Here is a 16206-nt window from a genome sequence, read left to right on the forward strand (position 1 = left end):
AGCGCAGCGGCGAGTCGACATGACGCGGCCGGGTACGACCCGAGGTCAGATGCGGGCGTCGCCGGGAACCGGAATGCGGCCGGTGCGCATGACACGATCGAGCAGTGCGTCGAAGTCGGCCGCGAGCTCCTGAGCCGAGTCGCCGGGCCAGATGTGCAGAGGCTTCGCGGCGCCCTGTGCCTGCTGCAGCGACGTGCGCTCGGGCAGCTGGGGGGACAGCACGAGGGGGCCGAACATGTCCCGCAGCTCTTTGATGCGGAACTGGTGCTCGATCGACTGGGGCCGCACGCGGTTGACGACGATTCCGAGCGGCTGGAGCCGGGGCGACAGACCACGGCGGATCTCTTCGATCGCGCGCAGGGCACGGTCAGCGGCGGCGACCGAGAACAGGCCGGGTTCGGACACGACGATCACACGATCGCTCGCGGCCCACGCCGTGCGCGTGAGGGCATTGAGCGACGGGGCGCAGTCGACGAGCACGAGGTCGTAGTCGGCCTCGATCGTGGCGAGGGCTTCTTCGAGCTTCCAGACATCGCGGACGCTCGGGTGCGGCCCGTCGAAGTTGATGGCCGAGGGGCTGCCGATCAGCACATCGATCGTGCCGGGGTGGACCTTCGCCCACCCGCTCGACGTGATCGCCTGGCGGACGACCTTCTCCTTGGGGTTGCCGAGCACATCGGCGACGTTGAGACGGCCGGCGACCTGGATGTCCATGCCGGTCGAGACATCCGACTGCGGGTCGAGGTCGACGACGAGTGTTCGGACGCCCCGGGCGAATGCCGCGGAGGCAAGCCCGAGCGTCACGGTGGTCTTTCCGACCCCGCCCTTGAGGGAGCTGACGCTGAGTACGTGCACAATCGTCTACGTTACCGTCCCCTAGGCTGTGGAACACACTCAGGTCGACGCGCCGAAGTTGTGAGGTGTCATGTTCCGCAAGATCCTTGTCGCGAATCGTGGTGAAATCGCCATACGCGCCTTTCGGGCCGCCTATGAGGTGGGCGCGCGCACGGTTGCCGTCTATCCCTACGAGGATCGCAACTCGCTGCATCGTTTGAAGGCCGACGAGGCCTACGAGATCGGCGAGCGCGGTCATCCCGTGCGTGCCTACCTCGATGTGGACGAGATCATCCGCGTCGCTCTCGAGAGCGGCTGCGATGCGATCTATCCCGGTTACGGATTCCTGTCGGAGAACCCGGATCTGGCCGAGCGTGCGAGCGCCAACGGCATCGCCTTCATCGGGCCGCCCGCGCGGGTGCTCGAGATGGCCGGCAACAAGGTCACCGCCAAGCACCACGCGATAGCCGCCGGGGTGCCCGTGCTCGCGTCGACCGAAGCATCGGCGGATGTCGACGAGCTTCTCGCACAGGCGGACGGAATCGGATTCCCGCTGTTCGCCAAGGCCGTCGCCGGCGGCGGCGGGCGCGGGATGCGCCGCGTCGAGACCAAGGAGGAGTTGGCCCCGGCTCTCGCCGAGGCGATGCGCGAGGCCGACAGCGCGTTCGGTGACCCGCGCATGTTCCTCGAGCAGGCCGTCGTCCGGCCCCGTCACATCGAGGTGCAGATCCTCGCCGATCAGGCCGGGCACACCGTCCACCTCTTCGAGCGGGACTGCTCGGTGCAGCGCCGGCACCAGAAGGTGATCGAGATCGCGCCCGCGCCGAACCTCGACGAGGAACTGCGCCAGAAGCTGCACCGTGACGCCGTCGCCTTCGCCGAGTCGATCGGCTACGTCAACGCCGGCACGGTCGAGTTCCTCGTCGACACCGAGGGGGAGCGCGCGGGCACGCACGTCTTCATCGAGATGAACCCGCGCATCCAGGTCGAGCACACGGTCACCGAAGAGGTGACGGATGTCGATCTCGTCCAGACCCAGATGCGCATCGCCGCGGGCGAGACCCTGGCAGACCTGGGTCTCGAGCAGGCCGACATCCGCCTGCGGGGCGCGGCGCTGCAGTGCCGCATCACGACGGAGGACCCGACGCAGGGTTTCCGACCCGACACGGGCAAGATCACGACGTACCGTTCGCCCGGCGGCGCCGGCATCCGTCTCGACGGTGGGACGACCGCGGCCGGTTCGCAGGTCAGCCCCCACTTCGACTCGATGCTCGCGAAGCTCACCTGCCGCGGGCGCGACTTCCCGGCCGCGGTCTCGCGGGCACGGCGGGCTCTGGCCGAGTTCCGCATCCGCGGCGTCTCGACCAACATCCCGTTCTTGCAGGCCGTGCTCGATGACCCCTCGTTCGTCGCCGGAGACATCGCCACGTCGTTCATCGACGAGCGTCCCCAATTGCTGCGGGGACGCGAGTCGAAGGACCGCGGGACGCGCCTGCTGAACTGGCTCGTCGACGTCACGGTCAACAAGCCGAACGGTGAGAACCCCCTGTCGATCGACCCGGCGATGAAGCTCCCGCCGATCGACCTGAGTGCGCCCGCCCCGCCCGCGGGGCGCCAGCGTCTGCTCGAGCTGGGCCCGACGGGATTCGCCCGGGCGCTACGCGAACAGAAGCCCCTCGCGGTCACCGACACGACCTTCCGGGACGCGCACCAGTCCTTGCTCGCGACCCGTGTTCGCACGCGTGACCTCGTCGCCGTCGCGCCGTACGTGGCGCGACTGACCCCCGGTCTGTTCTCGGTCGAGGCGTGGGGCGGGGCGACCTACGACGTGGCTCTCCGATTCCTCGGCGAGGACCCCTGGGAGCGGCTGGAGCGTCTGCGCGAGGCCCTGCCGAACGTCCCGATCCAGATGCTCCTGCGTGGCCGCAACACGGTCGGCTACACCCCGTACCCGACCGAGGTGACGGATGCGTTCGTGCGCGAAGCCGCGGCGACCGGCGTAGACATCTTCCGCATCTTCGACGCTCTGAACGACGTTGCGCAGATGCGACCCGCGATCGACGCCGTCCTGGCGACGGGCTCGGCGGTCGCGGAAGTGGCGGTCTGCTACACGGGCGACCTCCTCAACCCGGACGAGGACCTGTACACCCTCGACTACTACCTGCGCCTCGCCGAGCAGATCGTGGATGCCGGTGCCCACGTCCTCGCGATCAAGGACATGGCCGGGCTTCTGCGTCCCGAAGCCGCCTCACGCCTCGTGTCCGCTCTGCGGGCGCGCTTCGACCTGCCCGTCCACGTGCACACGCACGACACCCCGGGTGGGCAGCTCGCAACGCTCCTCGCGGCGAGTGCCGCCGGTGCGGACGCGGTGGATGCGGCATCCGCCCCCATGGCGGGGACGACCAGCCAGCCGTCACTCTCGTCGCTGGTCGCTGCTCTCGCGCACACCGAGCGCGACACCGGCCTCGACCTGGATGCGGTCGCCGACCTCGAGCCGTACTGGGAGGCCGTGCGCCACCTGTACGCCCCGTTCGAATCCGGGTTGCCGGGGCCCACGGGCCGCGTGTACCGGCACGAGATCCCCGGCGGTCAGCTCTCGAACCTGCGTCAGCAGGCGATCGCCCTGGGCCTCGCGGATGACTTCGAACTGATCGAGGACATGTATGCCGCGGCCAACGGCATCCTCGGCCGCATCCCCAAGGTGACGCCGTCGTCGAAGGTCGTCGGCGATCTCGCCCTGCATCTCGCGGCGGTGAAGGCCGACCCGGCCGACTTCGAGGCCAACCCGCAGAACTACGACATCCCCGACTCCGTCGTCGGATTCATGGCGGGCGAGCTCGGAGATCTGCCGGGCGGATGGCCCGAGCCCTTCCGCACGGCCGTGCTGGCCGGGCGCACCGTGAAGATCGAGGTCGAACCCCTGTCCGCGGCGGATTCCGAGGCTCTGGCCGGCGACGCCGCGGCTCGACGCGAAGCGCTGAACCGTCTGCTCTTCCCCGTGCCGACCCGCCAGTTCGCGCAGGTGCGCGAGGTCTTCGGCGATGTCTCGCTGCTGGACACCTCCGACTACCTCTACGGCCTCGTCCCGGGCGAAGAGCACGCGGTCGAGATCGAGCGGGGTGTGCGTCTGCTGGTCGGGCTCGAGGCGATCGGTGCGGCCGACGACAAGGGCATGCGCACGGTCATGACGACACTCAACGGCCAGCTGCGTCCGGTGTTCGTGCGCGACCGGAGCATCTCGGTCGAGGCCCGGCAGGCGGAGAAGGCCGACACGACCAAGCCCGGCCAGGTCGCGGCTCCGTTCTCGGGTGTGGTCACGGTGAAAGCGTCTGTGGGCGAGTCGGTTCACGCGGGCCAGGCGGTCGCCTCGATCGAAGCGATGAAGATGGAGGCGGCCATCACGTCGCCCATCGATGGCGTGATCGAGCGCCTTGCGATCGGCGCAACCCAGCAGGTCGAGGCGGGAGACCTTTTGGTCGTGGTGCGCCCGGCGCAGTAATCTGGGGCGAGTACCATCCCCCCAACTGCAAGGTCCGGAGTTCCAGTGACGCCTCACGGCAAAGATCCGAGCGGCACCGACGACCCAGATAACGGGATCCTCGACGACGTGCCATCTGTCGAGACATCGGGCATCGGATTGCTCGGCACGCAGACGGCGCACGTCAATATCACGCTTCCCGCGGAAGAAGAGGACGACGAGGACATCGTGGAGGGCGACATCGCCTTCGCGGGCGGATTCGTGACGATCGATCTGCCCGCCGTCGAGCAGCAGGCGCCGACCGATGAGGTCGCTGACGACGTCGCGATCGAAGAGGCCGCGGTGGAGGTCTCGGCAGAGGGCGACGATTCGACGGAAGACCTCGACGGCGTCGTGCCGGACGAGGCGTCCGTCGAGGACATGCCCCTCGAGGCCGGCGCTATGGAGGACAGTCCCATCGAGGACAGCCCCATCGAGCACAGCCCCAGCGAAGACAGCCCCAGCGAGGACAGTCGTATCGAGGACGGTTTTCCCGAGGACATCCCGCTCGGTGCCGGATCCGAGGACCTCACCACGGAGGATGCCTCGTTCGAGGACGTCGACATCGACGATCTCCCCCTGGACGATGCCGAGACGACCGGATTCGAGCCGACCGGCTTCGAGTCCGCCCCCGCAGCGCCCCACGGGGACGCCGCGACCGACGACGATCTCGATGCACCGGTGGATGACGCGCCGGACGAGAAGGAGACTCCCGTGAACGATGGGACCGCCCCGGCCTCCCAGCCCGCCGAGCGTCGTGAAGTCGCACGCACCTCAGCCGCCGACGCACCCGTGCTGGCCTCGCGCAGAATCGGCGACATCGCGGGTGTCTCGGAGCGCGAGACATCCGATCTGCTCACCGCCGATCGACTGCTCGACCCGGCACAGATCGCGCGCCCCGAGCCCGAGGGGGTCTGGCAGCACCTGCTCTACTCGGTGACCGGCGGCAAGCTCAACGTCGGCGACGGCAAGCGGGCGCGCGCCCGCAAGGCCCTCGATCGTCGCATCGCCGCGGCCCTGCCCGGGGGCGGCGCCCGGTTCGTCGCCGTCGTCTCGCGCAAGGGCGGCGTGGGCAAGACGACCATCACGACCCTTCTCGGACAGGCCCTCGCCGACGCCCGTGACGATCGGGTCATCGCCGTCGATGCCAACCCCGATCGCGGTACCCTCGCCGAGCGCATCGCGCGACGCAGCGGCCGGACCGTCCGTGATCTCGTTCGCGAGCGCGACAACCTACGCGGCTACAACGACGTCTCGGCGATCGTCGCCCGCGACGAGACACGTTTGGATGTCTTGGCCTCCGACACCGACCCGCACATCGCCGAGGCGTTCAGCGGTGACGAGTATCGCGCGGTCGCCGAGGTGGCGGCGCACTACTACTCGGTCGTGCTGACCGACACCGGCACCGGTATCGTCCACTCGGTCATGGGGGCAACGCTCGAGCGTGCCGACCGGCTGATCGTCGTCGCGGGTCGTAGCATCGACGAGGCGCGGCTCGCATCCGAGACGCTCACGTGGCTGGAGGCGAACGGGTACGAGGATCGGGTGCGGAGCGCCATCGTCGTCCTCAACATGTCATCGCCCGGAACGTCGCCGGTGCGTCAGGACGAGCTCGAGGCGCACTTCCGCACTCGCGTGCGCGACGTGCTGCGTATGCCGTACGACCCGCAGCTCGCGACCGGGGGCGCGATCGTGTTCCGCGACCTGCAGCCGGCCACGCGCGCGGCCGCTCGCGAACTGGCCGCCAAGGTCGTCGAGGGTCTGCAGTCCGTATCGACGGCGGCCTGACGCGCCATGGCTGTGCGAGACATCCGCCTCTTCGGCGATCCCGTGCTCAAGGCGCATGCGGCCGAGATCGGCGAGATCGATGAGAGCGTCCGTGCTCTGGTGCGTGACCTGATCGACACGGTCGAGCCTCCGGGACGCGCCGGCGTCGCCGCGCCGCAGATCGGCGTCGGCTTGCGCGCGTTCAGCTACAACATCGACGGCGATATCGGGTACGTCCTGAATCCGGTCCTCGTCGAGGTGCGGGGTGAGCCGGTACCCGTGGACGAGGGATGCCTGTCGGTTCCCGGCCTCTGGCACCCGGCGATCCGGTACCCGTGGGCACGGGTCGAGGGCATCGACCTCGACGGTGAGCCCGTGGTCCTCGAGGGCGAGGGTCTGCTCGCGCAGGCCCTGCAGCACGAGACCGATCACCTCGACGGCACGCTGTACCTGGATCGGCTCACGCCCGAGCGTCGCCGCGTGGCGATGCGCGAGGTGCGCGAGTCTTCCTGGTTCTAGCCCGGAACGCGTCCTACGGCAGGGTGACGTTCGTCGTCGCCACGGGCTCGCGATAGATCTCGGCGATGTCGTCGGCGAAGTCCTCCACGATCACGTTGCGCTTGATCGACATCTTCGGCGTCAGATGGCCGCTCGCCTCGGTCCACTCGATCGGCAGGATCGTGAACTTGCGGATCGACTCGGCCCGCGACACGTGGCTGTTCGCCGTATCGATCGCGCGCTGAACCTCGGCCTTCACGGCATCGTGCTTCGCGGCCTCGTCGAGCGACATGGTGCCGGGCAGCCCGTTGTTCGCGAGCCAGGTCGGCAGCATCTCCGAGTCGAGGGTGACGAGCGCCGCGATGAACGGCTTCTGGTCGCCCACCACGACGACCTGACCGACGATCGGGTTGGCGCGGATCGGATCCTCGAGCGCGGCCGGGGCGACGTTCTTGCCGCCGGCCGTGACGATGATCTCCTTCTTGCGGCCCGTGATCGTCAGGAAGCCCTCGGAGTCGAACGATCCGAGGTCTCCGGTCTTGAACCAGTCGCCATCGAACGCGGCTGCGGTCGCCTCGGGGTTGCGCCAGTACTCCTTGAAGACGTCGATGCCGCGCACCTCGACCTCGCCGTCCTCGGCGAGGCGGATGCCGACGCCCGGCAGGACGGGGCCGACCGTGCCGATCTTCGACTTGGTCGCGAGGTTGACGGTCGCGGGGGCGGTGGTCTCGGTCAGGCCATAACCCTCGAGGATGACGATGCCGAGGCTGTGGAAGAAGTGCCCCAATCGCGGCCCGAGCGGGGCCGAACCCGACACGGCGTACTGGATGCGCCCGCCCATGGCGGCACGGAGCTTGCTGTAGACGAGCCGATCGAAGAGCGCGAACTTGATGCGCATCCCGAACGGGATCTTCTTTCCGTCCTGCAGCAGCTTCGAGTGCTCGATGGCCGTGTCTGCGGCGGCGCGGAAGATCTTGCCCTTACCGCCGGCCTCGGCCTTCTGCTCGGACGAGTTGTAGACCTTCTCGAAGACCCGCGGCACCGCCAGCAGGAACGTCGGCTTGAAGGATCCGAGGGCGGGCAGGAGCTGCTTCGTGTCGGGCTGGTGCCCGGTCTTCACGCCCGCGTGCACGTCGAGGATCGAGATGAAGCGCGCGAACACGTGCGCGGTCGTGATGAACAGCAGCGTCGAGGCGCCGGGCGTCTGCACGACCTCCTTCAGCGCGACCGCGGCGTTCCGCGAGAGCTCGACGAAGTTGCTGTGCGTCAGCACGCATCCCTTCGGGCGTCCCGTCGAACCCGAGGTGTAGATGAGCGTCGCGATGTCCGAGCCCTGCGCGATACCGCGACGGCGGTCGATCTCGGCATCCGGGACCGAGGCCCCGAGTTCGCTGAGCTTGTCGATGGCGTCGAGGCCGAGCTGCCACACCTCGCGGATCAGGGGCAGGTCGCCCCGGACCTCATCGAGGCGTGCGGCGTGATCGGCGGCTTCGACGATGCACGCGACGGCACCCGAGTCCTCGAGGATCCACTGGATCTGGTGAGGTGAACTCGTCTCGTAGATCGGCACCATGACGGCGCCCGCATAGAACAGCGCGAAGTCGACCAGGGTCCACTCGTAGGTCGTCCGTGCGAGGAATCCGACCTTGTCTCCGGGTTCGATCCCGGTTGCGGCGAGTCCCTTCGCGAGCGCGACAACTTGACGGCGGAACTCCGTCGCGGTGATGTCTCGCCAGCCGTCGCCCTGCGGCACGGCGAAGAGCGCGAGATCGGGCGTTGCCGCGACGCGATCCTCGAGCAGATGGGTCACATTGGCTTTCGGGTCCGCGGGTACGACGGCGGGGACCTCGAATTGGACGGCACTCATTATCGGCAGCTCCTTTGGCACCGGGGTGTTGTCGGCTTCGCCCCGAGTCTACCCTCTGGTGGAACTCGGTCTCAGGGAATCGAGACCCGGTTTACGGACCGGTCCGCGGCTAGACTGCACGAGGCCGTCCGGGGCCACACGTGGTCGCGAAGGGGAGTGGGAGTGCTTTCGATCGGCATCGACATCGGCGGAACCAAGATCGCCGGTGGTCTGGTTGACGAGTCCGGCACGATCGTGCAGGCGCGGCGTGTCGACACCCCCGAAGGCCCGCGCGCGATCGAGGATGCGGTCGCGGTCATGATCGGCGAGTTGCGTGCCGGCACGAATGCGCGAGCAGCGGGCGTTGCCGCCGCCGGCTTCATGGATCGTGAGCGCACGCGCGTGCGCTTCGCCCCGAACATCGCGTGGCGTGACGAGCCGTTGCGTGACCGGATCTCGGAACTCGCGGGCCTGGCGGTCGTGATCGAGAACGACGCGGATGCCGCGGGATGGGCCGAATTCCGCTTCGGTGCCGGACGGGGTCGGTCCCACATGACGATGCTGACACTGGGTACCGGGGTCGGTGGCGCGATCATCGCCGGCGGCGAGCTCTCCCGCGGGGGCTTCGGCATCGGCGGCGAGCTCGGGCACCTCCGGCTCGTGCCCGGCGGTCTGCTGTGCGGCTGCGGGCGAAACGGATGCCTCGAGCAGTACGCGTCGGGCAATGCCCTGCGCCGCATCGCCAACGAGATCGCGGATGCCGAGGCATCCGGTATCGGTTCCGCCCTCGACGCCGCCCGTAGTGCGGACGGACGGGTGTCCGGCCAGGCGATCGCCGAGCTCGTTCTCGCCGACGATCCGGGCGCGCTCCAGGCGCTACGCCGGGTCGCCGCGTCGCTCGGCGAGGCGTGCGGCAGCTTTGCCGCCGTGCTGGACCCCGAGATCTTCGTGATCGGCGGGGGAGTCTCGGTGCTCGATGAGCGGCTGCTCGCGCCCGTGCGCGAGGCCTACCTGACGGCGTTGTCCGCTCCGGAGCATCGCCCCGTCGCCGAGTTCGCCGTCGCCGAGCTGATCAACGACGCGGGCGTGATCGGGGTCGCGGACCTCGCGCGCCGTGCCTACCTGCGGGATGGTGAGTGAGCGATGTTCTACTGGCTGATGAAGTACATCGTGATCGGGCCGATCCTCAAGGCGATCTTCCGGCCCTGGATCGTCGGTCGGCGCAACATCCCCGTCGAGGGCGGGGCGATCCTCGCGAGCAACCACCTGTCGTTCGCCGACTCGGTGTTCCTTCCGCTCATGATCGATCGGCAGATGTCGTTCCTCGCGAAGAGCGACTACTTCACCGGCCGGGGCATCCGCGGCTGGGCCACACGCGTCTTCTTCAAGGCCACGGGACAGATCCCGATCGACCGTTCGGGCGGCAAGGCATCCGAAGCCTCCCTCAACACGGGACTCGCGGTGCTCGCGAACGACGACCTTCTCGGGATCTACCCCGAGGGAACCCGGAGTCCCGATGGCCGCCTCTACCGCGGTCGCACCGGCATCGCGCGCATGGCGCTCGAGGCACGCGTCCCGGTGATCCCGGTCGTCATGGTCGACACCGACACGATCATGCCGATCGGCAAACGGATGCCCCGCATCGGCCGCGTGGGCGTCGTCATCGGCGAACCGCTCGACTTCTCGCGATTCGCGGGGCTCGAGGGCGACCGATACGTGTTGCGGTCCGTGACGGACGAGATCATGGTCGCACTGCAGCGGTTGGGCGAGCAGTACTACGAGGACGTCTACGCCTCGACGGTCAAAGACCGGCTCGCCGCTCGCACCTGATCGCCGTTCCTGCGCGGTCTGACGCGGGTGGGTGCGGCATCCGGGGCCTGTCCTGCACGGCTAGACTGAGCGGATGCTTCAGCAGCTTGACCCCCTCGATCACTGGCGGAACCTGCCCATCAAACAGCAGCCCCAGTGGCGCGACGCCGATGCCGTCGCCGCTGTCTCGGCCGAGATCGCAACGCTTCCGCCGCTCGTCTTCGCGGGAGAGGTCGACATCCTGCGCGACCGCCTCGCGCGTGCCGCCTCGGGCAACGCCTTCCTGCTGCAGGGCGGTGACTGCGCCGAGACCTTCGCGGGTGCGACGGCCGAGCAGATCCGCAACCGCATCAAGACCGTGCTGCAGATGGCGGTCGTGCTGACCTACGGCGCGTCGATGCCGGTCGTGAAGATGGGGCGCATGGCGGGACAGTTCGCCAAGCCCCGCTCGAGCGACACCGAGACGCGCGGCGACGTCACGCTCCCCGCCTACCGCGGCGACATCGTCAACGGCTACGACTTCACCGAGGCCTCGCGTCAGCCCGACCCGGCGCGCCTGCTCAAGGGCTACCACACGGCCGCGTCGACGCTGAACCTGATCCGTGCGTTCACGCAGGGTGGTTTCGCCGATCTGCGCGAGGTGCACAGCTGGAACAAGGGCTTCGCCGAGAACCCGGCGAACCAGCGCTACGAGCGCATCGCGGGCGAGATCGATCGCGCGATCAAGTTCATGGAGGCCGCGGGCGCCGACTTCGACGACCTGCGTCGCGTCGAGTTCTACACCGGCCACGAGGGCCTGCTCATGGACTACGAGCGTCCGATGACCCGCATCGACTCGCGCACCGGAACGCCGTACAACACGTCGGCGCACTTCGTGTGGATCGGTGAGCGCACGCGCGACCTCGACGGCGCGCACATCGACTACTTCTCGAAGATCCGCAACCCGATCGGCGTGAAGCTCGGGCCCACGACCTCTCCCGAGACCGTCCTCGAGCTGATCGACAAGCTCGACCCCGAGCGCGAGCCCGGGCGTCTGACGTTCATCACGCGCATGGGTGCGGGCAAGATCCGCGACGCGCTGCCGCCGCTGCTCGAGGCCGTGCGCGACTCGGGTGCGACGCCCCTGTGGGTCACCGACCCGATGCACGGCAACGGCATCACGACGCCGACGGGTTACAAGACGCGTCGCTTCGACGACGTCGTGGACGAGGTGCGCGGCTTCTTCGACGCGCACCGTGCGGTCGGCACGTTCCCGGGCGGCATTCACGTCGAGCTCACGGGCGACGACGTGACCGAGTGCCTGGGCGGCTCCGAGATGATCGACGAGGCAACCCTCGCGACGCGCTACGAGAGCCTCTGCGACCCGCGCCTGAACCACATGCAGAGCCTGGAGCTCGCCTTCCTCGTGGCCGAGGAGCTCGAGAAGCGCTGACCCCGCGCCCCTTCTGGCGTCGAACTGTCACAAACCGCTGCATCCGTTCGCGAGATCGAGCGTTCTGTGACAGGTCGACGGGCGGCGGCTGTGGATGAACCGGGATAGGGATGTCGCGGGCGGCAGAGTGGGCCGATGGGTCGACGTATGCCGTTGCCGGCTGAGCTGCCCCCGGGCGTGGCATTCACGGTCGCGCAGGGGCGTTCGTCGGGTGTCGCGGACGGACGGATGCGTGGAGGCGATCTCGACCGGCCGCACCACGGTGTGCGGGCCCGGGCGCTGGACCCGACGGACCTCGTCGACCGATGTACGGCTCTCCTTCCGCTGATGGGCAACGATCAAGTCTTCAGTCATCTGACTGCAGCGGCGCTGCTCGGTATGCCGCTACCCGCTGAGCACGGGGCATCCGATCCTCTCGACGTGCTGACCCTCGGCGCGCGACGGATGCGTCGGCCCGGGGTCACGGGGCGGCAGACCGACGACACCGATACGCCGATCGCCTTTCTCGCTCACCTGCCCGTGGTCGCGCCACCTCGCACCTGGTGCCACCTGGCCGAGCTCGGACGGGCCGCGCGGATCGACCGGAGGTGGCTCGTGGCCATCGGCGACCATGTGATCAGCGGCACCCGCAGAGCGGGCGGACGCACGCCACCTCTCGCAGAGAACACCGAACTGGTCGCGGCCGTCCGTGAGCATGGGTCTCGACGGGGAGCTGCGAGTCTCGCGTGGGCCCTGCCGCGGCTGCGCCGGCCCGTCGACTCGCCCCGGGAGTCGCTGCTACGACTGATACTCGTGGCGGGTGGGCTGCCCGAACCCGAGGTGCAGTTCGCGGTGATGACGGCCCACGGCATCCGTCACGCCGATCTGGGATACCGCGACGCGCGACTGCTGATCGAGTATCAGGGCGACGACCACCGAACCTCGCGCAGGCGGTGGCTCGACGATCTGACCCGCCGTCAGCTATTCGAGGACGCCGGCTATCGCGTGATCGAGCTGGGTGCGGCGGACCTGGCCGACGAGGCTGCGCTGGTCGCACGTATCCGCCGCGCGCTCCAGGGCCGATTCTTCGGCAGATGATGGTTCGACCTGTCACAAACCGCTCGATCTGGCGCCCAGATAGAGCCGTTTGTGACAGGTCGCCCGTGGAGGGTCAGCCGGAGGCGGTGATCTGGAGGTACACCGAGGTGCCGAGCGGACGCTCAGCGCCTACCGCGGGGTCGGTACCCGTCACACGTGTCAGGGGGTTGGGGACGGCATTCCAGAACGGCGCGAAGTCCACCTTGAAGCCGGCGGCCTCGAGCTTCTCCCGCGCTGCGTCCCGTGTGAGGTCGCGCACGTCGGGGATCGGATACGGCTGGGGGCCCTTCGAGACCACCAACGTGGCCGTATCGCCGGGGCGCCAGTTGCGGCCCTCGGGCTGGCCGCGGATGCCGATCACGTCGCCCGTGTCGATGTCGTCCGAGAACTCCTCGACGGGTGTGCCCGACACCTCGAGTTTCACGGCCTTCAGCGTGGAGGTGGCGGCCTGGGTGCTCATTCCGACGACGGATGGAACGGGCCCGAGCGACACGGTGAGGGTGACGGTGCTGCCCTCGAGCACGGTCCCGCCCCCCGACACATCGAACGCGTCGCCCACGACGGGCTGCGCGAGCGCCGACAGCACCGTGCCGGACGCGGGGTCCGCGAACTCCTGCACGCTCTCGCCGATCAGGATCTTCGCGTCCGTCAGCACGGTCCGGACGGCGTCCTCGGGTTGACCAGCGAGCGCCGACAGATCGTGCGGCATGGGCCCGAGCGACAGGACGACCGACACCGTCGCGTCCTTGTCCACCCGTTCGCCCGCACCCGGCGTCGTATAGAGGACGAGCCCGGTGTCGACCTCGAGGCTGTACTCGCCCTCGCCCTGAACCGCGACGAGCGTGTCCTGCTGCAATCGAGCCGCGGCTTCGTCGAACGTACGACCCGAGACATCCGGTACCGCAACCAGCGATCCCGGTCCGGATCCGAACCACCATCCGGCACCGCCCGCGAGGCCCGCGAGCAGAATCACGAGCACCGCGAACCACGCACCGCGCGCACGACGCCGACCCGCTCGGCGCCGCAGCAGCGTGCCGTTGTCGACATCCGGAGTGATGGTCGTCGTGAGAGCCGCGGCCGAGGGCATGACCTTGGTCAGCTCGCCGGAATTGCTGTCGTCGTGGATGCCGATCGCCACCGTCGCCCGCGTCGGGGCGGGGGCGACGCCCAGGTCGCGCTCGATCTCGCGAAGGCGATCGAGCATGACGGATGCATCGTCCGGACGGTCGTCCGAATTCTTCTCGGTCGCCCACAGCACGAGCTCGTCGAGGGGCTCGGGGATCTGCGGATTCTTCGCGCTCGGTCGCGGCACCGTGTCGGTCGCGTGGCGGTAGGCGATCTGCATCGGCTGCTCGCCCTTGTAGGGCTGATCGCCGACGAGCATCTCGTACAGCATGATGCCGAGCGCGTAGATGTCGCTGCGTGCGTCGGCCTGGCCGCGGGTCACGAGCTCGGGCGCGAGATAGGCGATCGTGCCCATCAGCATCTGGCCCGTCGCGGTGTTCGCGGTCGTCGCGCGCGCGAGCCCGAAGTCGCCGATCTTGATGCGGCCGTCCTCGGCCAGGAGGATGTTCTCGGGCTTGACGTCGCGGTGCACGATACCGGCGCGGTGCGCTGCCGCGAGGCCCGACAACGTCGCGTCCATGATCGTGATCGTCTGCGCGATCGTGAGCTTCTTCTGCTCCTTCAGCAGCTCGCGCAGAGTGATGCCCGGCAGGTACTCCATCACGAGATACGCGATGCCCTCGTCCTGACCCTGATCGAAGACATTGACGACGTTCGGGTCGGCCAGCCGGGCGGCGGCACGCGCCTCCTGGATGAAGCGGGTCTGGAACACCGCGTCGTCGCTCAGGTGCCCGTGCATGACCTTCAGGGCGATGCGGCGCTCGAGACGCAGGTCGGTGGCCACGTATACGGTGGCCATGCCGCCGCGGGCGATACGGGCGCGAACGCGATAGCGAGAGTCGACAAGCCGCCCGATCAAGGGGTCGGCTTGCTGACTCGTACTCACGAGTGAAGTCTACGGAAGCGCGAGCCCGTGCCCCGGGAGCGCCTCACCCTGGGGGCACGGCGAAACCGCATTATCCGAGCGCGGCGATCCACTGATAGGCGGCGTCCTCCCAGGCGGCGTAGCGGTCGGGGAATGCCGACCGCTGCACGGCCTGGGCGGCTTGCGCGAAGCCCATGCCCTCCCAGCCGCGGATGTCGAGGAGTCCCCGCGTGCGGTTGCCGTTCGGATCGGACGGGCCGCCGTAGAAGACGCGGATCGAACGGGACGCGTCGCGGATCTCGGCGGGGGAGCCCCACCCGGTGCTCGCTCGCTGCTGATACAGGCCGAGCGAGTCGCGATCGCCCCAGTCGAGATTGCGGATCCAGGATTCGACCATCGCGGTTGCCAGGGCGATGGCGATGCCGCGTTCCGAGACTCCGAGTTCCCGGCCGATCTGGATGATCAGGCGAGCGTTCTGAATCTGCTCGGCATCGAGTCCGTCGACGGATGCCGCGGGCGCCGGTGCGGCGGCGGGCGCCGCAGCGGCACCGGTCGCGGCGGTGGGCACGGCGACGGCCTGACCGGGGTAGATGATCGAGCCCGCGCCGAGGCCGTTGGCCGCGAAGATGGCGGCGAGGGTGACGCCGTACTTCTTGGCGATGCCCGAGAGCGTGTCACCGCGGGCGACGGTATGGGTCGTCTGCGGGGCCACCGGGGCGGGGGCGGGCGCGGGCACCGGGGCGGGCGTGACGGCCGCGGCCGTCGTGACGCCCGGAACGTTCAGGGTCTGGCCGGGGTAGATGACCGAACTCCAGCCGAGGCCATTGGCCTCGAACAGCGCCCGAAGACCGATGCCGTGGCGCTGGGCGATGCCGGTCAGCGTGTCGCCCGCAACCACCGTGTGCGACATCATCGCGGGCGCGGCGGGGGCTGGGGCGGCGGGCGCCGGCGCGGGGGGGGCGCTCAGCTTCAGCACCTGACCCGGGCGGATGACGGACGTCCAGTCGAGGCCGTTCCACGCGAGGACATCGGCGGGACGCAGCCCGTGCGCGCTCGCGATCGACCAGACGCTCTCTCCGGCGGCGACCACGTGGGTGGTGGCAGGCGGAGACGCGGGGACGACGGTTGCGGGGACTCCACGCCAGTGCGGGCGCGGCTCGCGCTCGGTCGCCAGCGGTGCCGCCGCGGCGGGCGGCGCGACGAGTGTCGCCGCGAGCGTGCCGATCAGGGCGGCGGGCACGGTGAAGTGCGCACGGTTCGGACGAACGAGCGTCTTGAGTGACTTGCGCACGGATGTTTCCCCTCGATCAAACTCCTGAAACGCTGTCACGCATGTTAATGAAAGTCAACAGAAGTGATATGTGGGGTCGATGTTGCGAATGTGACGGGAGTGATTTGTCGCGACTGCCCGTGAGTCGCACGCGCTGTCGTGACAG

The 16206-nt window shown here is 69.0% G+C and carries 11 protein-coding genes; 7 read left to right on the forward strand and 4 right to left on the reverse strand.

The features are described from left to right. Positions 1-45 precede the first annotated feature (45 nt). Entirely contained in the window at positions 46-855 is an 810-nt protein-coding gene (locus tag C2868_RS04910; RefSeq protein WP_036296460.1) for a ParA family protein, read from the reverse strand. Between the two features lie 70 nt (positions 856-925). Between C2868_RS04910 and C2868_RS04915 the strand changes: the two genes are divergently transcribed. The 3 genes from C2868_RS04915 to C2868_RS04925 all read left to right on the forward strand — a co-directional run bounded on the left by C2868_RS04915 (position 926) and on the right by C2868_RS04925 (position 6637). Continuing rightward, positions 926-4333 carry a pyruvate carboxylase gene (locus C2868_RS04915; RefSeq protein ID WP_103663025.1) on the forward strand — a complete coding sequence of 1136 codons (3408 nt, stop codon included), beginning with the start codon at positions 926-928 and terminating at the stop codon, positions 4331-4333. A 108-nt stretch (positions 4334-4441) separates the two neighbouring features. Then, positions 4442-6139, forward strand: coding sequence for a MinD/ParA family protein (locus C2868_RS04920; protein WP_232711200.1), 1698 nt, complete (start codon positions 4442-4444; stop codon positions 6137-6139). Between the two features lie 6 nt (positions 6140-6145). Further along, positions 6146-6637, forward strand: coding sequence for a peptide deformylase (locus C2868_RS04925; protein WP_100811100.1), 492 nt, complete (start codon positions 6146-6148; stop codon positions 6635-6637). A gap of 13 nt (positions 6638-6650) precedes the next feature. Here the strand turns inward: C2868_RS04925 and C2868_RS04930 are convergent, their stop codons facing one another. Further along, the gene (locus C2868_RS04930) at positions 6651-8483 is read right to left on the reverse strand and encodes a long-chain fatty acid--CoA ligase (RefSeq protein ID WP_100811099.1); all 1833 of its coding nucleotides are present in this window, start codon (positions 8481-8483) and stop codon (positions 6651-6653) included. Between the two features lie 162 nt (positions 8484-8645). Between C2868_RS04930 and C2868_RS04935 the strand changes: the two genes are divergently transcribed. The 4 genes from C2868_RS04935 to C2868_RS04950 all read left to right on the forward strand — a co-directional run bounded on the left by C2868_RS04935 (position 8646) and on the right by C2868_RS04950 (position 12780). Next, on the forward strand, positions 8646-9602 hold the full coding sequence (locus tag C2868_RS04935; RefSeq protein ID WP_100811378.1) for an ROK family glucokinase: 957 nt from the start codon (positions 8646-8648) through the stop codon (positions 9600-9602). Between the two features lie 3 nt (positions 9603-9605). Next, entirely contained in the window at positions 9606-10292 is a 687-nt protein-coding gene (locus tag C2868_RS04940; protein ID WP_100811098.1) for a 1-acyl-sn-glycerol-3-phosphate acyltransferase, read from the forward strand. Positions 10293-10365: 73 nt separating this feature from the next. Then, complete coding sequence (locus tag C2868_RS04945; protein WP_100811097.1) at positions 10366-11703, forward strand: class II 3-deoxy-7-phosphoheptulonate synthase; 1338 nt, start codon at positions 10366-10368, stop codon at positions 11701-11703. 135 nt (positions 11704-11838) lie between these two features. Beyond that, positions 11839-12780: a hypothetical protein gene (locus C2868_RS04950; RefSeq protein WP_146048005.1), complete on the forward strand. Its 942-nt coding sequence runs from the start codon at positions 11839-11841 to the stop codon at positions 12778-12780. Positions 12781-12853: 73 nt separating this feature from the next. On the opposite strand, the gene pknB is transcribed toward C2868_RS04950, so the two are convergent. After that, entirely contained in the window at positions 12854-14791 is a 1938-nt protein-coding gene (gene pknB, locus C2868_RS04955; protein ID WP_100811095.1) for a Stk1 family PASTA domain-containing Ser/Thr kinase, read from the reverse strand. A 70-nt stretch (positions 14792-14861) separates the two neighbouring features. Next, positions 14862-16061: a LysM peptidoglycan-binding domain-containing protein gene (locus C2868_RS04960; RefSeq protein WP_232711199.1), complete on the reverse strand. Its 1200-nt coding sequence runs from the start codon at positions 16059-16061 to the stop codon at positions 14862-14864. Between the last annotated feature and the right edge of the window lie 145 nt (positions 16062-16206).

Source organism: Microbacterium sp. CJ77, from assembly GCF_002911615.1.
Taxonomy (GTDB): Bacteria; Actinomycetota; Actinomycetes; order Actinomycetales; family Microbacteriaceae; genus Microbacterium.